The organism is Pseudomonas sp. FP215, from assembly GCF_030687795.1.
Lineage (GTDB): Bacteria > Pseudomonadota > Gammaproteobacteria > Pseudomonadales > Pseudomonadaceae > Aquipseudomonas > Aquipseudomonas salmasensis.
This window is the reverse complement of the sequence record NZ_CP117447.1, coordinates 2642899-2662440: the sequence shown is the minus strand read 5'-3', so window position 1 is coordinate 2662440 and position 19542 is coordinate 2642899. Positions and strand designations below refer to the sequence as shown.

The window sequence follows — 19542 nt, the reverse complement described above, 5'->3', positions numbered from 1 at the left end:
GAGGCGCGGAGGATACTTCAGTGGGCGCGCAACACACACACAATCTCTACCACCCGCTCGGCAACCACCACGTAGATCAGGATCAACAACAGTTGCAACGCCAAGTGATAACGCAACTTGGCCAGCCGGCGAATGCCGTCGCTGACGTTCAACAACATCAGCAGCGTCGACAGCACAATCAAGCCCCACCCCGCGACGCTGGAAGCAAACAGACCGATCAGCAAATCGTGCGGCCCCACCAGCGCGTTGGTCCCCGCCGCAAACAACAGCGCGCAGACCAACAGGTTCTTGACGTTGTCGAAAATCTGCGTGCTCAAATCGTTTTCCAGCAACGCCAGATACCGTGTCCATAACGTGCGCATGCTTGATTACCGAGTGGGAAGGCTCGTCAATCAAGGTAGTTCAATTGTGGACGCTGTCGAGCTTTGGCCAGGCTTAGAAATGCGCCACATCCGACACTTCTGCGTCCAGCACATCCTGGGCCAGCGCCCAGGCGCGGTCCTCGGACTCCACCACCAGCAGCGGGTAGCCCCAGGCCTTGCCGAATGTCACGGCGAAAGGCTTGAGGGCCAGGCGCTTGGCGGCGCTGGGCTCCACCTGGATCATGCCTTTGACGTACGCGCGCAAGGCCGCTTTGTTTTTCTTCATCCAGATAGAGGCGCGCTTGCGCTCGTCGTGGGCGTGTTCGTGATTGTTTTCATCCACGGCTTTTTCGTGCAGCAGCAAGAAGGGCTGCTCACGGGCCAGCAGGCGTTCGAAGGTCAGGAAGGCGTCTTCCGGCCCGCCCTCGTTAGGCGCGTCAAAAAAGATTTTCACCACGGGGAAAGTTGAACTGTCGAGTCGCATGGCAAAGCTCCTTGGATGAGATTGGTTCTCATCATAGAGCGCAGGACGCTGGACAGCATTGCACACAATAGCCAGAATATTTCGCAATCCAGCCAAGGCAGTTATCACCATGGTTCATCACCGGCTCGACCAGTACGACCCCTGCCGGGTTCGCGACGCCGCCGCCATCCCTCGCTCGATAGTGGCCGTGGGCGCTTCGAGTACCTCCGAACGCTGGGAACATACCCCTCACCACCATCAACACGGGCAGTTGATCTACACCCTGCGCGGCGTGGTGCATTGCGTGATCGAGGCGGGTATCTGGATTGTGCCGCCGCAATGCGCGTTGTGGATTCCCGGCGGTGTGACCCACGCGGCCCGTGGCGCTGGCGAAGCAGACGTGTATTGCCTGTTGATCAACCCGGACGCTGCCAGCGCCCTGCCCCGGCAATGTTGCACGCTGTCGGTGTCGCCATTGCTGCACGAATTGATCGGCAAGGCGGTGAGTTTCCCGCAGCTCTACGACGAAAACGGCGCCCAGGGCCGGCTGGTGGCGACGTTACTCGATGAGTTGGCCCAGGCCCCCATCGAAGCCCTGCATTTGCCGATGCCCCAAGACCCTCGCTTGCATCGGCTGGCCAACAGCTTATTGGCCAACCCCGGCGACAAATCCACCCTGGGCGAATGGGCCGTGCGCATCGGCATGAGCGAACGCAGCATGACCCGCCTGCTGCTGGAAGAGATCGGCCTGAGCTTCGGTCGCTGGCGCCGGCAGTTGCATGTAATCCTTTCACTCCAGCGCCTGGCCAACGGCGAGAGTGTGCAGAGCGTGGCGCTGGACCTGGGTTATGAAAATGCCAGCGGGTTTATCACCATGTTCCGCAAGGCCATGGGCCAACCGCCGGCGCGTTACCTGGCGGACCGCACGGGCGCGCCGAGCCCGGCAGCGCAACCCAGCATTGCGATGCGCGAGGCTGTTTGATCGTTCCCACGCTCTGCGTGGTAATGCCTCGTGTGCCGCTCCGCGTCACGCTTAGGGACGCAGAGCGTCCTGGGCTGTGTTACCACGCGGAGCGTGGGAACAATCCAACTCAGTTCTTGTAGTCGGTATCTGTTCGCTCAAGCTGACGCACCAGCGCATCCCAATGCCGCGCCACGCCTGGGCCTTCACCGTTGCTGAATACCTTGGCCTGCTGCTCAACCTTGGCCACCACCTCTGCCGGTGGGAAGATCAACTCGGCATTCCCCGCCGCCTGTGCCGCGATCTGGATATTGCAGGCCCGCTCCAGGCTTTGTAGTTGCTGGAAGGCATGCTCGACGCTGACGCCGCCCGTCAACAAGCCGTGGTTACGCAGGATCATCACACTCTTGTCGCCCAGATCCGCCACCAGCCGTTCACGCTCATCCAGGTCCAGGGCCACGCCCTCATAACCGTGGTAAGCCACACGCCCCGAGAACGCGATAGCGTGCTGGGAGATGGGCAACAGCCCCTGCTTTTGCGCCGACACCGCAATACCATCGCGGGTGTGGGTGTGCAGCACCGCTTGCAAGTCATGGCGTGCGCCGTGGATGGCGCTATGGATCACGTAACCGGCGTAGTTGATCCCCAGGCCCATGGGGTCATCGACAATGGTGCCGTCCAGATCGACTTTGACCAGGTTGGAAGCGCTGATTTCGTCGAACAACAGCCCAAAAGCATTGATCAGGAAATGCGCCTCGGGCCCTGGCACCCGCGCCGAGAAATGCGTGTAGATATGATCGGTCCACTTGTACAACGCCGCCAGCCGATAGGCTGCGGCCAGCTTGACCCGCACCTCCCACTCTTGCGGTGTGACTCGCTGGCGCACATTGCTGGAGACACTGGAAATCGGCGTGACGCTGCTCATGGCAAATCTTCCTGGATGGCCTAAGGGGGCTTACAGGCAAGACTAGGGGATGGTCATAAATAATAAAAAGCACATTTTAATCTAAGCTAATTATTATATTTATTTATAAAAAAGCAGCAGTGGCAGCTTTCAGGCCGCCACGGGAGCAAGCTCCCTCGCCACCGATCAACTCAGCAGGTTCAACGCCCGTTGTTGAGCGTCTCGTTGATTGCATCCGTTTGCCGTTCAATGTCCTTGATCGAGGTCGGCGTCACGACTTTGTCGATGGTTTCGGTCTTGGGATTCGCAGGTTCAAGCGTCTGCCCTTTGGTGGCCTCGGCATTACCTTTTTGCGCGTCTTCAGAGCTGATGGGTTCGGGGGTTTTATCGGTAGTCTTATGAACGGTCACAGTGCAATCCTCCTGGCAATGGCGGGCCGCTGAGATGACGGCCCTGTGCAGCAGAACCCTGCGAATCCGGATTGGTTCAAGTCAATTGTCCTCCCTCACCACTGGGCAAAAAAGCGTAAAAAATTTTAAACCTTTTACGCCCCTCTCCATTCAACAGTCAGGTAACGGCATCCCGCCATTTCCAAGGAGAGACACCATGAAAACTCGACTGATGAAACCGATGGGCCTTACCTTCATGCTGATCGCAGGCTCGATGTCCACCGCGATGGCGGCGACCTCCAACGACTTTGTCGACAACGCCGCCGAGGGCGGTATCACCGAGGTGGAAGCAGGCAAACTGGCCCTGGAAAAAAGCAGCTCGGCGGACGTAAAAACCTTCGCCCAGCATATGGTTACCGACCACACCAAAGCCAATCAGGAACTGATGGCTCTGGCGAAAAAACTCGATATCGAAGTCCCCGATGACGCCGCGCTCACCGACCAGGCCAAGAAAGCCATTCTGGAAATGCGCGATGAATCCTTCGACAAGGCCTACGCCAACAACCAGGTAGCGGCCCATGAAAAAACCGTCGAACTGTTCAAGAAAGAAGCGGCCTCCTCGGACAATCCCGAGCTGAAAGCCTTCGCCTCCAAGACCCTGCCCACCCTTGAAGCCCACCTGAAAATGGCCAAGGAACTGCAAACCAAATACGCCCATTAATCGATCCATGACCCAAGGAGACACTCGACCATGAGCTCGCAACTCAACGGCAAGCACATCCTCGTCATCACATCCAATACAGGCATTGAGCGCGACGAGCTGCTCAAGCCGCTGGAGACACTGCGTGGCTACGGCGCGACCGTGACGCACGCCTCCAGCAAAGGCGGCACCACCCAGACATTTGTCGGCGACACGGAAAAAGACCAGACCGTGGAATCTGACGTGCAACTGTCGGATGTGGTCAGCGCCGATTTCGATGCGCTGGTCATCCCGGGCGGCACGGTGAATGCCGATACACTGCGCCAGGATGCCGCCGCGCTGCGCTTGATCAATGAATTCGTGCAGGCCGGCAAGACCATCGCGGCGATCTGCCACGGGCCATGGACGCTGATTGACGCCGGGGTGGTCAAGGGCAAAACCCTCACCGCCTATAAAAGCGTGCGCATCGACCTTGAAAACGCCGGCGCTGCCAGCGTGGTGGATGCCGAGGTTAAAGAGTGCCAGGCCAATGGCTGGACCTTGATCACCTCGCGCACGCCGGACGATCTACCGGCGTTCAATGAGGCGATTGCCAACGCCGTCGGCGGTTGATCGGTTTAGCGCAATGAAAACAGGCGCCCCATGGGCGCCTGTTTTTTATCACTCACCGCTTCAGCTTTTACGCTGCTGCGCCATCTCACGCTTGGGCCCGAACATCGCCCACGCAATCAGCCCCAGCAGCGGCACGAACACCAGCACCACCACCCACAACCCCTTGGTCTCCCATCCGCCCGTGCTGCGCAATACGATGTTGATCGCCCAGAGTTCCAAGAGCAGCAGAATCACCGCCAATACGATCCAGATATATTCTATTTGCATGATTCACCTCCTGAAGTCTAAGCGTTAGGTCAAGCAGATGCGCCAAGGGTTCCATTGGATTTTCAAGCCACGCTTTAAGGCCTGCGCCGTTGCGCTGGAGCGTCAGCGCCGGTTGGGCGTTGTGCAATGTCGCCGCAACCCGACCATGCAAGCTGCACGACAGCAAAGCGCATAAGCAAACCCAACTAATTGATTTTAAACATTTTTTTATATCCTAAAAATTGGTACGCCTGATGCAACACTCCTCACCACGAGGCGTGCGCTTCGACACGCCCGAACACCATCCGTGAGGTTTTATATGAATGCCATCGACCTTCTCAAAGCCGACCATGAACGCGTCAAGACCCTGCTGACCCAGTTGAGTGAATCCACTGAACGCGGGGTAAAAAAACGTACCGAGTTGCTGGCCAAACTCGAAATGGAAATCACCCTGCACACCCAGCTTGAAGAAGAGATCCTCTACCCCGCGTTCAGAAAAGCCGGGGGCAAGGAGCAGGACATCATGTACCACGAAGCCAAGGAGGAGCACCGTACCGTCGACTCGCTGGTACTGCCGGACTTAAAGAAAACCGACCCATCGTCCACCGAGTTTTCCGGTCGCGTCAAAGTGGTCAAGGAGCTGCTTGAACACCATATCGAAGAGGAAGAAACCGAGATGTTCCCACAAGCTAAAAAGCTCTTGGGTAAAGCCGTTCTCGAGGAACTGGGGGCTGAGATGGAAGCGATGAAGGCCGCGCACAAAAAAACCATGGCGAGAAAACCCCTGGCGGCGTGATGGCCTTCGGGTCGCTATCAGGTTCGGCGCTTCATGGCACCGGCAGCCAGCCGCTGAAGGTGCCTTGCGCATTCAATGGGCACCAGGCGAAATCCCAGGCGGGCGCCGGCAATGCCGGTTGCTGCGTGGCTATAGAAGGGTGGCCCTTCCAATCGAATAGGGTGCAATCGCGCCAGCTCAGAACAATGCCTGCCGCCGGGCTGTCGTCGGTGAGCACCCAACGCGCGGCCGCGGCGGCCATGAAGGCTTCGATCGGTTCCTCATCGATCTGCGTGCGGTACGCCGAACTCAGTAACCAGCGGCATACGTTCAGATGGTAGGTCCAGTCCAGCGGCGGCTGGTTGCGATAGGCCCAGGTCATGAAGGCGCGAAACAGATTCAAGCCCTCCGGTGGGTCGAGCTTGAGCAGCGCCGGGCAGATATCAAACAAGCTATGCCAATGAGGCAGCAGGCGTGCGTCCAGGTGCACGAAACAGCGCGAATTGCTCGGGTAATCAGGCAGCGCCGGCTGCGCACGCAGGCGCCGCGACGCCTTGCTGACCAGGCGGCTGGCGCCGGCAGGCAATTGAGGGTTCATAAAACGTACTCACCATCGTGACGAGAGAATGCCTCCTGGTGACAGGAAGCCCAAGGCACACGTCAGAATGCGGGAGAAGCGCGAGGGTTGGCCGAAGGCCAGGAATAACGCGGAGGCGCCTTGTTGCGCCGCTCATGGGCGACACATGGGGTTTGCGTGAGACCGAGCAGCCAGGCCAGGCCGATCAGGAACACCAGGGCGACGGTAACCGCGTTGCACACCGGGCAGGCAAAGTAGTTCGAGATGTTGCTGGAAGACGGGTTTGCCAACCCTTTGTCGGAAATGGGCGACTGGCCGCCGTCCACCGAACAGAACAGCCCACCGATGCCGTTGAGCTGCTGGCCCATCATCTGGCCATGCCCCAAACCGCAGGCGAACAGGTTCATCAGCACGCAGAAGTACAGGGCCCAGGCGATCAGTGAGCGGTCAGAGTGGCGCAATTTCATGGCGGCGACTCTACCACCGAAGCCACAAAAGGACGAAATGCGCCGCGCCCCTGTGGCAGAACGTCGCAGATTACGCGCACGGGCCAGGGTTGCTAGACTCTGCACCCTTCTCGTTACTCCTTTTCAAAGCCTGGTGGGGCAGCTCTACTGCCTTGCAGGCGTTTCACAGGATGCACAGTTGATGAGTACGTTATTCACCCGCCGCAAAGTGCTGACCGGCATGGGCCTGTTAGGCCTGGGCAGCCTGCTGGGCGGCTGTGACTACAGCCCCAAGCTGAACTTCAAGTACGGCAAGGACCTCAGTGACAAGATCATGGGCCGCACCTTCAAGCTCAAGAACACCGACGGCGAAACCGTCACCTTGAGCTCGTACCGCGGCCTGATGCCGGTGGTGTTCTTCGGCTTCACCCAGTGCCCGGCCGTCTGCCCGACCGCCCTGGCCCGCGCCGCCCAGGCCAAGAAACTGATGGGCCGCGATGGCAAGATCATGCAGGTGGTGTTCATCACCCTGGACCCCGAGCGCGACACCCCCGAGATTCTTAACAATTACGTCAAGGCCTTCGACCCCAGCTTCGAAGCGCTCTACGGCACCCCGGAAGAAATCGCCGTGGCCGCCAAGGAGTTCGGGATCTTTTATGAAAAGATCCCCGCCGGCGACACCTACACCCTCTCCCACACCGCCACCAGTTTCGTGTTCGACACCCGTGGCAACCTGCGCCTTGGCTTGCAGGCATCCCTTACCGCTCAAGAGTGCGCAGAAGACCTGCTCACCGTCATGGAGGTCTGCTAATGACTGCCGTTCAACACCTCAAGCGTCTCACCCTCGGCCTCACCCTGCTGGGCCTCGCCGCCCACGCCAGCGCCCAAGTACAAGTGACCGACGCCTGGGTACGCGCCTCCGTACCGGGCCAGCCATCCAGCGGTGCCTTCATGACCCTCACCGCCGACAGCGACAGCAAACTGCTGAGCGTCGCTTCGCCAGTGGCCAAGGACGTGCAGATTCACGAGATGAGCATGAAGGACGACGTGATGCGCATGGGCCCGGTGGATGCGGTGGCCCTGCCGGCAGGAAAAGCCGTCAAGCTCGACCCGAACGGCTACCACGTGATGCTGATGGGCCTGAACGCTCAGATCAAGGAAGGCGACCAGGTGCCGCTGACCCTGACGGTGCAAGATGCCAAGGGTGAAAAGCAGGCTGTCGAAGTGAAGGCAACGGCCCGTGGGTTGGATGGTATGGACCATAGCAAGATGGACCATAGCAAGATGCATTGAGTAGGCCGCTTTTTCTCCCACGTCACCACGATGCGAAGCGAGCCGCTCTTGATCTTGCTCTGCTTGTGATCTTGATCTCAGGCGCCCCGTTAAACCACGCTGGCCGGAATTCGACAGGGATTTGGGGGGTAAACCGGCAGGGATGCCGGTTTAGCCGCCCCGCGCCATGGATGGCGCGTGGCGGCGGCCCCCCAAATCACTGGCGGATTACGGGCACACCGAGCCTAGGCGAGGTGCCGAGTGGTGGGGCAAGAGCCCTTTGGTTACTTTGGGGCTCTTTTCCAAAGTGACCCGCCGTCAGGCGGAACCCTAAGTAGCCGTTACCGCAGCCATGGATATGTACACAATCCAACTGTGTTGACTGCCAGGACGCCTTCGCGAGCAAGCCCGCTCCCACAGTTGGATCGCGGGGGTGTCAGTTAGATAGGTATAGGCTGCTGTCAGGCCGCTATCGCAGGCAAGCCAGCTCCCACAATGGGATCGTGCGGTATCAGGTAGATTGGTGTCGGCTGGCAGGCCGTCATCGCAGGCCAGCTCCCACAGATGGATCGTGGGGTTGAACGCTTTCGGTACGCAATCCCTCGACCCCTTGACCGATGGCGCTGAACTGACCCAAGTGCGCGCTGCATTCAAGCGGGATTCATAACCCGCAACCGCTTCACCATCGGTACACACGCCAGCACCAACCCGGACGGGGAGCGATACACCGCCTGCTCATCGCCCACATACCCGCACGCTCTATAAAAACTCACCGCGTTCAGCGTCGCATCCAGCACCACCTGCTCAATCGCCTGCTGCTGCGCGTCGTCCGGCGTGGCACGTTTTATCTCCAGCATCGCAAGCTCCTTCCATGACCTCAAACTGCCATTAGCCCATTTGTGCTAATCGACCCTACCTCACCGCGGCGCTATATTCCGCGGCACTTCCAACGTTCTCACCAACACCGCGCATTCAGTGCGCGTGGGTTTGTTGCGCGTTGGAAAAACCAAAACAACCCCAAGGAAGAAGCACCATGAAACTCCTCTCCCCTGTCACTCGCCTTGCCCTGTTGGGCGCCCTGATCATCGGCGTCGCCGGTTGCAGCAATATCAAGCCTACCGAAGACCATCTCAAGAAGCTGTCGGAAACCAATCTGGGCGAACCCGTAAAGCGTATCTCCAATGTGCGCAGCGATTCCATGAGCACCTACTATGTAGCCAACACCGCGTCCGGCGAATACAACTGCTCCGTGCCCAGCGGGGCCAGCGGCGGCCTATTTGCGGTCGCCAGTTTTGGCCTGATGAAGCCTGCCGCCTACTGCCAGCCAAAAGGCGCGCGCGGCAATGCAATGACGCCGTTCATGCAGTAATTTTTTCCTGGCTGAGCTCACGCAGGGTGCCGCGCAGTTCCGTAGGGCGTACCGGTTTGGACAGAATAGCAATCTGACGGTCGTGCAACGCCGCTTGGATTTTCTCCACGTCGTGCCCGGTAAGGATCAGCGCTGGCACCGCCCAACCACGTTGCTCGCGTAGCTGGTCGATGCATTCGATACCGGTGGCGTGGTTGCCCAGGTCATAGTCGGCGACGATGATGTCACAGTCGCTGACCAAACCCTGCCCCGTGGACTCGGCCTGCACTTGGCACCCCCAGCGCTCCAGCAGGGCCTGGGTGGCGAGCAGCACGTTGTAGTCATCCTCTACTAGGCAGACTTTCAGCCCGGTGAGCAGGCCGGCTTGGCGTGCATCGTCGCGCAACGCCGGTTGGCGCGGCGCGGCCGCCAGGGCCAAGCCATGCAAGCTGACAGAAGTGCCATGGCCAACGCGCGAGCGCAGGCTCACCTGCAACCGCATCAATTGCCCCAGGCGCTTGACGATGGACAGCCCCAGGCCCACGCCTTCAACGTCCTTGTCACGCAGTTGACGCACGCGATAAAACTCTTCGAAGACTTTTGAAAGATGCTCCCTGGCAATCCCCCGCCCCTGGTCGTGTACCTCGATTACCAAGCCGTTATCGCGCACACGCACACCGATCAGCACCGGTCGCTGCGCGCCGTATTTGAAGCAATTGGAGAGCAGGTTCTGCACCATGGTCGCCAGCATGCCCGGATCGACCAACACCCAATGGGCGCAGGGGCGCAAGCGCAACTCCACCCCCGCCCAGCGTGCAGCCTCGGCGTTCTGGCGCACCAGGTCGGCGAGAAATTCGCCCAGGTGGATCACTTGGTACTTGGGCAACAGGCGACCGTTGTCGAGGGTGTAGAGGTCGAGAATCGAACGGAACAATTGCGAGACGTTAAGCAGAGAACGGTCGATATTGTCCACCAAGCGCTGTTCGTCCTCCCCCAAGCGGGCTTCGCGCAGGCAGGCGGTGAACAGGCCGATGGAGTGGATCGGCTGGCGCAGGTCATGGCTGGCCTGGGCGAGAAAGCGGGATTTTTCCAGGTTGGCAGCGATCGCTTGCTCGGAGGCCTTGCGCGTGCGCTCCAGCAGAATATGCGCATACACCGGGATCACCGTGCTGGTGATCATCAGCATCAGTACCATGAACGGCTGCGCCTGCCACAGCGGCGTAAGCTGATACACGATCAACAACGCCAGCAACGCCAGCGCCGTGGCAATCGCCAAATAGCGCGAACCGTAGCGCATGCCATTGCCCAGGTTCACCCAGACCATCACCGCATACAGCGGCAACGCCGCTTCACCCCCCACCACCAGGCCGAACGAAGTACCGGTGTAGTCGTGGATCATGCCGAAGATCCGCCGCGCCGGGTAATGCCCGGGCCAGCGTGCGATCACCTGGCGAAGCACGATGGACGCCAGCAGGAACACAAAGATATAGAGGATCACCGGCAGGTAGGTGTCCAGCGATTGCCCAGGTAGGAAACCCAGTAGGCTTATATACACAATGGCGATGGTGGCCACCACGATGCGCAGGTTAGCCTGATCGAGTTCAGAGTTGGTCTCAAGACTCATCGTCATATCCCTGACCTATCATCTGTAGGAGCGAGCTTGCTCGCGAAAAACGTTAACGATAACGCGTTTGACCTGCAAGTACGCGGTGCCTGAGCCTGCTTCGCGAGCAAGCTCGCTCCTACACCGACGTTAAATAAATTAGCATGCCTGGACGCAGGCCTTGCCCCAGGAAGGAGCACACAATGACCGGCCGTATCATCATCGCCGACGACCACCCCATGTTTCGCGAAGGCATGACGCGCACCGTGCAGCGCCTGCTACCGGGCGCGGTGGTGCAGGAGGCCGGCGACCTGGCCACGGTGAATGCGTTGCTGTGCGAAGCGGGCGAGGTCGATACCTTGATCCTGGATTTGCGCTTTCCCGGCCTGACCTGCATCAGCCAACTGGCCGAACTGCGCCAGCAACTGAAACGCACCACCTTGGTCCTGGTGTCGATGGTCGACGACCCCGCGCTGATCGAACAGGTCATGGCCCTGGGCGCCGACGGCTTTATCGGCAAGAACATCGCCCCGGATGAGATCGGCCAGGCCCTGCTGGCGATCCGCGAGGGCGAAGTGCTGGTCAAGTTCGCCCCTTCAGGCCTGCTGCCGCTCGACACCCACACCCTCACCCCACGTCAGCAGGAAGTGCTGCGCCTGATTGCCCAGGGCAAGACCAACAAGGAAATTGCCAAGGCCCTGAATATCTCGCCGTTTACCGTGCGTATCCATGTGTCGTCATTGTTGCGCAGCCTGAATGTCCCCTCACGCGCTGCAGCTGCGGTGAAGTATTCCGGCGAGTTCTAGGCGCCTGCGCTGCTCAACGCTGCGTGGGAATACGAATATCGCCTCCACGGCATTGGCTTTTCACACTGCGCGGGCAACCTGCAAACGCCAGGTCCTTGGTCAGGCACACCCGCACTTCCGACAGCACCTGACCCTTGCAGATCACCGCCATCCCGTGGTTGCCCATGCGTGGGTTGCTCTCGCGAAACAGCGCTTCGATCTCTTTGGCCTGCAATGACGGCGGCGTATTGAACGGCTGCAGCTGCTGCGGGATCACCACCGCACCAAGCGCCACATCGGTCTTCTCCAGATACTCCAACGGCGGCAGCCCACTGCAGGTGCCATGCTTGGCCCACTCATGCTTGAGCAGTGCACGGGTGGGAAACAACACCGCGCCCTTGTCCATTTCTGCCTCGCTCAAGTGCGTCTGCGGCGCACAGGACGCCGGCCACCCTCCCCGCACGTATTGCGGCCACAAACCGTGCAACACAAAACCGTAGCCCTTGCCCGAGCATTGCTCGTTGCCTGGGTGCGTGAGGCAAAACGTGGGTGACCACGAGAGCGACAGCACATAGAAATCAAACTCGCCCGACTGCCCTTGGCTGCGTGGCGCCGCCGTTGCCGCGGTGGCGATCAGCAGCCACAACACCATCCAGTATTTCATCCCGGTATTCCTTTAAAAGAGTGAAGCCTTACGCTATCGCCACGACTAGGGATGCTGGGAGTAACGGTGTAGCACCTTATCCAGGATGATATCGGTCTTCAGCGCCTCGATGGCCAGCGAGGGATGCTCGGCCTCGCCACGAATATGCGCGTTCATGTTCAGCACATGGTGCCATTGAATATGGGTGTGACACGGCACTTCCAACACTTCGGTGGTCTCGCCTTCAAGCCGCAGCGGTTGGTCGTCGAACACCGAAAATTGAATACGGCCGCGACTGCCGATCAGTTCGACACGGTCTTCGCGGCGGTCTGCCACGAAGTTCCAGCAGCCCATGCCCAGCGCACCGCTGGCGAATGTCCAACAGGCTGTCACTGCGTCTTCTGCCGCGTAGCGTCCCGCCTGTCGCGCCGAAAAGCCTGAGACCTCAACGATATCGCCAGCCAGGTACTGGAACAGGTCAAACCCATGGCTGGCCAGGTCGGCAAAGTAACCGCCACCGGCAATGGCCGGGTCGGTGCGCCAATTGGCGGCGTCGGTGTCTGTTGCGGCAGCTGGCTTGCACAAGGTCCAGGTCAGGTGGCGCAGCTCACCGATACGGCCGTCCTGCAGCCAAGTGCGCACTTGCTCAAAACGCGGCAATGAACGCCGGTAGTAAGAAACAAACAGGTGCAGCCCGGCGCGCTCAAAGGTGCGCTGCATCAACGCGCTCTGTTCAGCATTCAGCGACATCGGCTTTTCGACGCAACAATGCTTGCCCGCCGCGGCCACCCTCAGGGCGTACTCAAGGTGACTGTCGGGCGGGGTGGCGATGTAGACCGCCTCCACCTCGGGGTCATCGATCAAGGCCTGGGCGTCGGTATAGCTGCGGGCAATGCCATGGCGCGCTGCATAATCGCGCACCGCCTCGGCACGCCGCCCCATCACGGCCACCAATGCCGAACCTGGCGCTTTATAGAAAGCCGGTCCACTCTTTAACTCAGTGACACTGCCACAGCCGATCATGCCCCAGCGTATGGTCTGCATTAAATGCCCTCGTTCAAATTCGTCAATCGGGCAGTATCCACATACCGGCCCCGGCGCGCTATAACCACTTAGCATGACAATTGCATTACACTTTTATGACATTCATTCGGCACGGGGGCACACTCGATGAAAATTAGGGCAACCGTCATTTGCGAACATGAGGGGCACATCCTCTTCGTGCGCAAGGCCAGATCAAAATGGGCATTGCCCGGCGGGAAAGTGGAAGCAGACGAGCGCCCGGTAGGCGCGGCGGAACGCGAATTAGAAGAAGAAACCGGGTTAAACGTGGACGGCTTGCTGTACCTGCAGGAGCTCAAGGCCCGCGACACCGTCCACCATGTGTTTGAGGCATCGGTAGTCAATATCGACGAGGCACGGCCGTGCAACGAGATTGTCGATTGCCAGTGGTACGCCTACAGCGCCCTGGATGAGCTGGACACCACAGACGCCACGCGCCACATCGTCAAATCCTTCCTGCGGCGCCTCTGACGCCCTGGACAGAACCCACCGCAGCAAACCCACGGCGCCCGGCCTTTATCTCGGTACGCAACTCACCAATCAGGTTGGAAATGGCACGGATGCTGTCCAGGCCCTCGGGCGATACGCGGGTCAGCAGCAAGTCGACACGGCCGGACATGGGCTCGAACACGCTGATGCGCAGTGAGCCGTCGCTGTTAACGCAGCACTCACACGCAAGCGGCAGGAAGCCTGAGGCCATGATGCGGTTGAATTCGGTGATGGAAATCATGATCAGCCCCCCGTCCCTGGGTTCTACCCGATTGAGGTGATGCAAGCAGCATAGATAAGGTTTTGCAGGCCACCGGACAATTAATGCAAAAGTGTTAGCCAGCCCTCATTTTGTCGGGCCTGGCGGGCCATGAACTGCAAACCAGGATTAAATCGCAGGCAAAAAAAATCCCAAGTAGCTGATGGAAACTTGGGATTTAAAAATGCATAAACCGTGGGAGGTGAACGCCCGGCTATATTAACGACTGTAAAAACATGTAACAAGATTATTTTAATCCTTTCGTCGGATTGAAAGTGTCGTAAGCCCTTCAATAACCACATGTTTTTTAAGGTAGAAGGCTGTAGCCATGCCACTTTTTGGTGCAAGTAACGGCTATAAGCCCACGTATAAAAAAGGGTTATTAATCCGGTGCACTTTTAAGTAACTGTTCACTTAACTGTTTGCACGTTTCTTCAAGCGCCTCGCGGCTGGAAGCGGTGGCACCCACCACGGCCTCCAGGTGACGACACAGCGTCAGGCGTTCAGTGGCCTCTTCGCGTTGGCGGTCGACCTTGGCGTTAAGGTGAATGAAATAGAACCCCAGTAATACCGCAACAACCAGCACACCCACCGCGAAGTAGCGCAAGCTGTTGGACGATGGAGGCTCTGGGGCATTCATGGCCTTATGGCGCCCTGCTCTTTTCATAGCGCACATCATCGCCATCGACCGGCCCCACGACGGACCAGCCCAGGCGCTGATAGAACCCATTGGCACGGATTTCATCACGCCCATCAGTTACCAGGTACAGCCTGTCGTGGCGCTCAAACAGCGCCGCCTCGGCCACTGCCATCAGTTGACGGCCCAGGCCAAGCTTCTCGTGCGTGGGCAACACGAACATCGCGAATACTTCGCCTTCATCCAGATCGACCATGGAAAACCCCGCCGCCTGGCCGTCCACTTCCGCGATCCAGCCGCAAGGGGCTGCGCGCAACGTATCGCTCAATACCTGCGGGGTAATCCCCAGGCCAGCCATCTGTTCAAGGCTCAGGTGGTTTTGCACCACCGCGGTGCGAATCGCGCACAGCGTGTCGACGTCATCGGGTGTCGCCGCTCGAATCAGCACTTGCATACAGGCCTCCATGAAGAAGTGCGCCATTGTATGCAAATACTCACACAGGGTTTGTCGTGGATTTGTAAAGGCCTCACATCGGGTGCGGAGCTACGAATTACTTGCGCGCAACCTTGTAGCGCAGGCAATCCTGATAAAAGCTCTGACGAATCGCCTCCGGCTTGAGCCTTGAACGACTGTCATAAGTCTGCTCGGTGATACCCATGGCCATCATGCGCATCCACGATTTGTTGAACTTGAGGGTCTGGATCTTCTGCCGGGCGGCGTACAGCGAAACGCCGGATAACTTGAGCTCCTGTGCCCTGGCGGCTGTGCCGGCGCCCCAACTGCACATGTACTTGTCACCTTCGCGCAATTCCCTGGCCTGCGCGACAGTCGCGCCGCCGGCCAGGGAGCAGGCAATCAGCATCATTCCCATAGAGCGCATTTGCATCCTCACCTAACCACCTGAAAATAAAAGTGATTTTGGCGAGGATTTTGTTACAAAGGGGCCATTAAATTGCCTTACTGCGCAACGCAATGGCCGGATGGCTCATATCAAGGCTTGAGTTCGAACAGCGCCGGCATTGGCGGCCACTCCGAGGGCACTTTGCGGAAGCGGCTGAAACCGGCCGCTTGCGCCATCTGGCGGGCACGCTTCTCGCCCATGAACGCCCCCAGCCCCGCCCCACCATGGGACAGTGAACAGGTCATGCAATAGAGGGTGCTCTGCGGGTACATGACGCGCCCGAACAGGTTCATGTTCTCGTGCAGCTCTTCGGACAGGTTGAGCTCCACCATCAGGTAAGTGCCGTCTTCGGCCGTTGCTGCGCGTAAATCCTTGAGCATCTGCTGAGGGTCGGTGGCATCGTGGATCACCACAAAGGTGGTCACGAAGTCGAATTGCTGGCCGCGCAAGGCATCGGAGTCGTTCACCTCGAATTGCACCCGGTCAGCCACACCAGCCGCCTCGGCGTTGGCCCGCGCCAACTCGATGGAAGGCAGGTGGAAGTCGCAGCCGACAATGCGCGCCTCGGGGTAGGCCTTGGCCATGGTGATCGCTGCCAGGCCCGCGCCGCAGCCAAAATCCAGCACACTGCCGCCGGTCTTGAGCTTCTCTTCGACGCCGTCCAGGGACGGGATCCAGTGCTGGACCAGGTAGTGCTTGTACCAGGGCATGGTCATGCGCTCCATGCCTTTCCAGGTTTCCAGCGGGAACGCCTCTTCAGCACAACCACCACCATGACGGAAGGCCTCGATGACCTTGGGCGCCATGCTCACGAACGGCACGCTGAGCTGAATGATGCCGCCGGCGAAATACGGCGAGTCTTCATCGGCCAGCACTGGCACAAATTCAGCTGGCATCTGGTAGCGGCGGGTTTGCGCGTCGTAGGTTACGTAATTGCCGGTGGCCATGCTGCCCAGCCATTCGCGCAAGTAACGCGCGTTATAGCCGGTCTTGTGCGCCAACTCCTCCAGGGTCACCGCGTGGCCGTCGGCCAATGCCTTGAACAAGCCGAGCTGGTCGCCGATGTAGAGCATGGCGCCGCGCAGCGTGTTGCCGTAATCCTCCATGATGCGCGCCGAAAATTGCTGGACCTTGGTTTTATCAACTTCCATAACGTTGGACATCTGTCGCTCCTTGATGAGTTTGCAAGTCTGTTCAGAGATCAATGATCAGTGGCCGGCGAGCCTGGCCAGCACGTTGTCAACGATGCGTTCGGACATGCCCAGGTGCGTCCGGGGCTCGAACAGCCGCGCCAGGGCGCCGTCATTCATCACCGCGAGCACCCGCGCATCGGCCTCGATCGCCTCGCGGATCGACACGTGGTTGCGCTGGCTGGCCTGGGACACTTCGAAGATGATCTGGTAGGCGCTGCTCTTGCCCAGCTTGCGCGCCATTTCGAACACCACGGCTTCGGTGCAGATGGCATCACCATAGGCCTGGGCGGTGCCTTCCATCTTCTGCACATTCACGGTGAGCCCGTCGATGGTCTCGGTCAGAATCGAGAGTGCCATCAGCGCATAGTGGGAAACGTCCGCGACCGCGCACCACTCCAGCCGGGTACCGCGGTAATCGCGCTCATGCTCAAGAATCATCGCGTCCAGCGCGAGCATGACCTGGGCCTTGGCCAGCCGCGCCAACACCACCACCTGCTCGCAACCTTCAGGGTTGCGTTTGTGCGGCATGGTGCTGCTGCCGATCTGCTGGTCACTCCAGCCCACTTCCACTTCAGCGATTTCCCAGCGATTGAGCGTACGGATTTCATCGGCAACGCGGGCCAACGAGGCAGTGACCATGGCCAGAGTGCTGACGAACTCGGCAACACGGTCACGGGACACATGCCAGCCCGCCAGGGGTACTTGCAGCGACAAGCGCTGGGCAAAACGCTCCAGCATCGGCATGGCGTCCGGGCCGAACGCCGCCATGGTGCCGACCCCGCCGAACAACTGCACCACCAGCACCCGCTGGCGCGCCTCGGCCAGGCGCTGACGGTGGCGCAACAGCTCATCGATCCAGCCGGCGACCTTCAGCCCGAAGGTGGTTGGCAAGGCGGGAATCGAGTGGGTCCTGGCGACCATCAGCGAGTCACGGTGCGCATCGGCCAGGGTCGACAACTTGCCCAGCAAGGTCTCCAGGGCCTGGTCCATCGCATCAAGCACATCGCGCATTTCCAGGGACTGAGCGGTGTCCTGGATGTCCTGGGTGGTAGCGCCGTAATGCACGTATTCACGGGCAGTGGGGCTGCAGTTTTTTTGCAGGGCGCTCAGCAATGGCATCAGCGAATGCCCAGTGGCCGCCACGCCCTCGGCCAGTTGGCGCACATTGATGCCTGACAGCAATGCGGCCTTTTCGATCTCCAGGGCCGCCTCGCGCGGGATGATGTTGACGTCGGCCTGGGCCATGGCCAGCGCGGCTTCCACGTCCAGCCAGCGTTGCAGGCGACAATGACTGCAGAAGATCTTGCGGCTCTGCGGGCCGGCATAACCCGAACCGTGGGTTTTCGAGTCAAGGATATGGCTGTGTTCGTGGCGGCATTGCTCGCCGTCATGATCAAAGCCCGGGCGGTCCGACCGTGCGGTGCAAGATGCACGGGCGGTCACTTCCAATGTTTGCGCATCCATCACATACCCTCCATCGCGTACTGGGACTGACTGGTATTGCCTGGGGTTGCCTTCGTCGCTTCAAGGCCATGGCCGCAAGCGCGGGGCAGTGCTTTAGTTGCCACCAAATCGACCATCTCGGCCGCCAGCCCCGTGTAGGTCGTCGGGTCAAGCAGCTCATCGAGCTTTTGCGGGCTGAAACAACCCTGCAGCCGCGAGTCGCCAAGCAGTGCGTCGCGAAAGCAGACGCCTGTGTCTTGGGCTTGCAGGGCGATGTCGTGCACCAGGTGATGGGCCGTCTGCTTGCCGCACCGAGGCGCCAGCGCGAGCATCACCCGCTCCGACAGGATCAGCCCGCCCAGTAAATCCAGGTTGCTGCGCATGCGCGCTTCACGCACCTCCAGCCCAGCCAGCAGCAAGCCCTCCATACGGGCGAGCAAGGCGCCGGCGTAAATGAACAGCTCCGGCAAGGCCGCCCATTCGATGCGCCAGGTGGTGCCGTCACGCTCGTGCAACTGGAACGCGGCGTCGGTCAGCGCAACCATCTGCGCGCGCACCAGCCGCGACAGCGCACTGATCAGGTCCACCGTCGACGGGTTTTGCTTGTGGGGCATGGTGCTGCTCCCCACCTGCCCTGCCCGCCGGCCTTCGCGCACTTCGTCGATCTCGGTGCGCTGCAGGTGGTAGATCTCATTGGCGACACGGCCCAAGGTTGCCGACGCCTGCACCAGCAACCACGCCGCCTCCAGGATGCGGTCGCGGGCACTGTGCCAACTGCTCAACGGCGCCGCCAGGCCGAGGCTTTCCAGGGTGCGGCGCTGCACATCCAAACCCTGCGGGCCCAGCCCGGCCAGGGTGCCCACGGCGCCGGTCAGGTTACCGACCATCACCCGCGCATAGGCTTCGTCAAAGCGTTCAAGGTGCCGATCAATCTCATCGACCCACACCGCCACCTTGTAGCCAAACGTGGTGGGCAATGCCTGCTGTCCATGAGTCCTGGCGACCATCGGCGTGTGCTTGTGGCGCAGGGCGAGCGTGAGCAAATGCCCACGGATCCCGCGCAAACGCTGCACCACCAGGCCCCAGGCATCGCGGATTTGCAGGATGAGGCCGGTGTCGAGGATGTCCTGGGTGGTGACGCCGTAATGCACGTATTCACCCAGCCCATCGGCGCATAACCCCTGCAAGGCGCGCAGGGTCGGCACCAGGATGTGCCCGGTTTCCAGGCTCTCGCGCCCCAACGCGTCGAGGTCCAGCAGTTCCACGCTGGCTACCCGGGCAATTTCCCGGGCGGCCTCCTGGGGGATGATGCCCATCTGCGCCTGGGTCGCCGCCAGCGCAGTTTCAACATCGAGCCACTTCTGCACCTGATTGGCATCAGAGAAGATCGCGGCAAATTCCGGGGACGAGTAAGCGCCCCCGTGGATACGGGATTCAGTGATATGACTTGGCATGTCGAGTTACTCGCGTT

At 60.0% G+C, this 19542-nt stretch carries 26 protein-coding genes and 1 pseudogene; 9 read left to right on the top strand and 18 right to left on the bottom strand.

Annotated features, from left to right (window positions below; genetic code table 11):
- Nucleotides 1–17: 17 nt before the first annotated feature.
- The gene (locus PSH76_RS12185; protein WP_305494165.1) at nucleotides 18–362 is read right to left on the bottom strand and encodes a hypothetical protein; all 345 of its coding nucleotides are present in this window, start codon (nucleotides 360–362) and stop codon (nucleotides 18–20) included.
- A 73-nt stretch (nucleotides 363–435) separates the two neighbouring features.
- Nucleotides 436–846: a hypothetical protein gene (locus PSH76_RS12180; RefSeq protein WP_305494164.1), complete on the bottom strand. Its 411-nt coding sequence runs from the start codon at nucleotides 844–846 to the stop codon at nucleotides 436–438.
- A gap of 109 nt (nucleotides 847–955) precedes the next feature.
- On the opposite strand from PSH76_RS12180, the gene PSH76_RS12175 reads away from it, so the two are divergent.
- A complete protein-coding gene (locus tag PSH76_RS12175) occupies nucleotides 956–1807 on the top strand; it encodes a helix-turn-helix domain-containing protein (protein WP_138761488.1) in 852 nt (283 codons plus the stop codon).
- 109 nt (nucleotides 1808–1916) lie between these two features.
- Here PSH76_RS12175 and PSH76_RS12170 read toward each other — a convergent pair whose 3' ends face one another.
- Together PSH76_RS12170 and PSH76_RS12165 are read right to left on the bottom strand one after the other, a co-directional pair.
- Nucleotides 1917–2711: a class II aldolase/adducin family protein gene (locus tag PSH76_RS12170; RefSeq protein ID WP_305494163.1), complete on the bottom strand. Its 795-nt coding sequence runs from the start codon at nucleotides 2709–2711 to the stop codon at nucleotides 1917–1919.
- A gap of 179 nt (nucleotides 2712–2890) precedes the next feature.
- Entirely contained in the window at nucleotides 2891–3100 is a 210-nt protein-coding gene (locus PSH76_RS12165; RefSeq protein ID WP_305494162.1) for a hypothetical protein, read from the bottom strand.
- Nucleotides 3101–3296: 196 nt separating this feature from the next.
- Between PSH76_RS12165 and PSH76_RS12160 the strand changes: the two genes are divergently transcribed.
- Nucleotides 3297–3800: a DUF4142 domain-containing protein gene (locus tag PSH76_RS12160; protein ID WP_305494161.1), complete on the top strand. Its 504-nt coding sequence runs from the start codon at nucleotides 3297–3299 to the stop codon at nucleotides 3798–3800.
- 30 nt (nucleotides 3801–3830) lie between these two features.
- Nucleotides 3831–4391 carry a type 1 glutamine amidotransferase domain-containing protein gene (locus tag PSH76_RS12155; protein ID WP_032896963.1) on the top strand — a complete coding sequence of 187 codons (561 nt, stop codon included), beginning with the start codon at nucleotides 3831–3833 and terminating at the stop codon, nucleotides 4389–4391.
- 60 nt (nucleotides 4392–4451) lie between these two features.
- On the opposite strand, the gene PSH76_RS12150 is transcribed toward PSH76_RS12155, so the two are convergent.
- Nucleotides 4452–4658: a hypothetical protein gene (locus PSH76_RS12150; protein WP_032896961.1), complete on the bottom strand. Its 207-nt coding sequence runs from the start codon at nucleotides 4656–4658 to the stop codon at nucleotides 4452–4454.
- 298 nt (nucleotides 4659–4956) lie between these two features.
- Here PSH76_RS12150 and PSH76_RS12145 point away from each other — a divergent pair, with 298 nt between their 5' ends.
- Nucleotides 4957–5433 carry a hemerythrin domain-containing protein gene (locus PSH76_RS12145; RefSeq protein WP_305494160.1) on the top strand — a complete coding sequence of 159 codons (477 nt, stop codon included), beginning with the start codon at nucleotides 4957–4959 and terminating at the stop codon, nucleotides 5431–5433.
- 31 nt (nucleotides 5434–5464) lie between these two features.
- On the opposite strand, the gene PSH76_RS12140 is transcribed toward PSH76_RS12145, so the two are convergent.
- Complete coding sequence (locus PSH76_RS12140; RefSeq protein ID WP_138761491.1) at nucleotides 5465–6010, bottom strand: putative natural product biosynthesis protein; 546 nt, start codon at nucleotides 6008–6010, stop codon at nucleotides 5465–5467.
- A 62-nt stretch (nucleotides 6011–6072) separates the two neighbouring features.
- Nucleotides 6073–6456 carry a DUF2946 domain-containing protein gene (locus tag PSH76_RS12135; protein ID WP_305494159.1) on the bottom strand — a complete coding sequence of 128 codons (384 nt, stop codon included), beginning with the start codon at nucleotides 6454–6456 and terminating at the stop codon, nucleotides 6073–6075.
- 181 nt (nucleotides 6457–6637) lie between these two features.
- Between PSH76_RS12135 and PSH76_RS12130 the strand changes: the two genes are divergently transcribed.
- Together PSH76_RS12130 and PSH76_RS12125 are read left to right on the top strand one after the other, a co-directional pair.
- On the top strand, nucleotides 6638–7246 hold the full coding sequence (locus tag PSH76_RS12130; protein ID WP_003191741.1) for an SCO family protein: 609 nt from the start codon (nucleotides 6638–6640) through the stop codon (nucleotides 7244–7246).
- Nucleotides 7246–7728, top strand: coding sequence for a copper chaperone PCu(A)C (locus tag PSH76_RS12125; RefSeq protein WP_032896953.1), 483 nt, complete (start codon nucleotides 7246–7248; stop codon nucleotides 7726–7728). Before PSH76_RS12130 ends, PSH76_RS12125 begins: the two co-directional genes overlap by 1 nt.
- A gap of 629 nt (nucleotides 7729–8357) precedes the next feature.
- Here the strand turns inward: PSH76_RS12125 and PSH76_RS12120 are convergent.
- Nucleotides 8358–8531 (bottom strand): annotated as a pseudogene (locus tag PSH76_RS12120) (GNAT family N-acetyltransferase); the annotation flags it as partial.
- Between the two features lie 209 nt (nucleotides 8532–8740).
- Here PSH76_RS12120 and PSH76_RS12115 point away from each other — a divergent pair.
- Nucleotides 8741–9076 carry a hypothetical protein gene (locus tag PSH76_RS12115; protein WP_032896950.1) on the top strand — a complete coding sequence of 112 codons (336 nt, stop codon included), beginning with the start codon at nucleotides 8741–8743 and terminating at the stop codon, nucleotides 9074–9076.
- Here PSH76_RS12115 and PSH76_RS12110 read toward each other — a convergent pair.
- Nucleotides 9066–10679 (bottom strand): hybrid sensor histidine kinase/response regulator, encoded by a 1614-nt coding sequence (locus tag PSH76_RS12110; RefSeq protein WP_305494158.1) that lies wholly within the window; start codon nucleotides 10677–10679, stop codon nucleotides 9066–9068. The two genes, PSH76_RS12115 and PSH76_RS12110, sit on opposite strands and share 11 nt — an antisense overlap.
- A 182-nt stretch (nucleotides 10680–10861) precedes the next feature.
- On the opposite strand from PSH76_RS12110, the gene PSH76_RS12105 reads away from it, so the two are divergent.
- Nucleotides 10862–11464: a response regulator transcription factor gene (locus PSH76_RS12105; protein WP_032896946.1), complete on the top strand. Its 603-nt coding sequence runs from the start codon at nucleotides 10862–10864 to the stop codon at nucleotides 11462–11464.
- Between the two features lie 13 nt (nucleotides 11465–11477).
- Here PSH76_RS12105 and PSH76_RS12100 read toward each other — a convergent pair whose 3' ends face one another.
- Nucleotides 11478–12107, bottom strand: a complete 630-nt coding sequence (locus PSH76_RS12100) for a ribonuclease T2 (RefSeq protein ID WP_032896944.1) — start codon at nucleotides 12105–12107, stop codon at nucleotides 11478–11480.
- A gap of 45 nt (nucleotides 12108–12152) precedes the next feature.
- Nucleotides 12153–13130 carry a Gfo/Idh/MocA family protein gene (locus tag PSH76_RS12095; protein ID WP_098951226.1) on the bottom strand — a complete coding sequence of 326 codons (978 nt, stop codon included), beginning with the start codon at nucleotides 13128–13130 and terminating at the stop codon, nucleotides 12153–12155.
- Nucleotides 13131–13256: 126 nt separating this feature from the next.
- On the opposite strand from PSH76_RS12095, the gene PSH76_RS12090 reads away from it, so the two are divergent.
- Entirely contained in the window at nucleotides 13257–13619 is a 363-nt protein-coding gene (locus PSH76_RS12090; RefSeq protein ID WP_032896941.1) for an NUDIX hydrolase, read from the top strand.
- Here PSH76_RS12090 and PSH76_RS12085 read toward each other — a convergent pair.
- From PSH76_RS12085 to purB, 7 genes are all read right to left on the bottom strand, one after another.
- Nucleotides 13594–13878: a DUF1652 domain-containing protein gene (locus tag PSH76_RS12085; protein ID WP_305494157.1), complete on the bottom strand. Its 285-nt coding sequence runs from the start codon at nucleotides 13876–13878 to the stop codon at nucleotides 13594–13596. The two genes, PSH76_RS12090 and PSH76_RS12085, sit on opposite strands and share 26 nt — an antisense overlap.
- 400 nt (nucleotides 13879–14278) lie before the next feature.
- Nucleotides 14279–14536: a hypothetical protein gene (locus tag PSH76_RS12080; RefSeq protein ID WP_098951224.1), complete on the bottom strand. Its 258-nt coding sequence runs from the start codon at nucleotides 14534–14536 to the stop codon at nucleotides 14279–14281.
- 4 nt (nucleotides 14537–14540) lie between these two features.
- A complete protein-coding gene (locus tag PSH76_RS12075; RefSeq protein WP_305494156.1) occupies nucleotides 14541–14987 on the bottom strand; it encodes a GNAT family N-acetyltransferase in 447 nt (148 codons plus the stop codon).
- 97 nt (nucleotides 14988–15084) lie between these two features.
- Complete coding sequence (locus PSH76_RS12070; RefSeq protein ID WP_305494155.1) at nucleotides 15085–15414, bottom strand: hypothetical protein; 330 nt, start codon at nucleotides 15412–15414, stop codon at nucleotides 15085–15087.
- A gap of 110 nt (nucleotides 15415–15524) precedes the next feature.
- Nucleotides 15525–16598, bottom strand: a complete 1074-nt coding sequence (locus PSH76_RS12065) for a class I SAM-dependent methyltransferase (protein ID WP_305494154.1) — start codon at nucleotides 16596–16598, stop codon at nucleotides 15525–15527.
- Between the two features lie 45 nt (nucleotides 16599–16643).
- Nucleotides 16644–18092 (bottom strand): adenylosuccinate lyase family protein, encoded by a 1449-nt coding sequence (locus tag PSH76_RS12060; protein WP_305494153.1) that lies wholly within the window; start codon nucleotides 18090–18092, stop codon nucleotides 16644–16646.
- On the bottom strand, nucleotides 18092–19525 hold the full coding sequence (gene purB / locus PSH76_RS12055; RefSeq protein WP_305494152.1) for an adenylosuccinate lyase: 1434 nt from the start codon (nucleotides 19523–19525) through the stop codon (nucleotides 18092–18094). Before purB ends, PSH76_RS12060 begins: the two co-directional genes overlap by 1 nt.
- Between the last annotated feature and the right edge of the window lie 17 nt (nucleotides 19526–19542).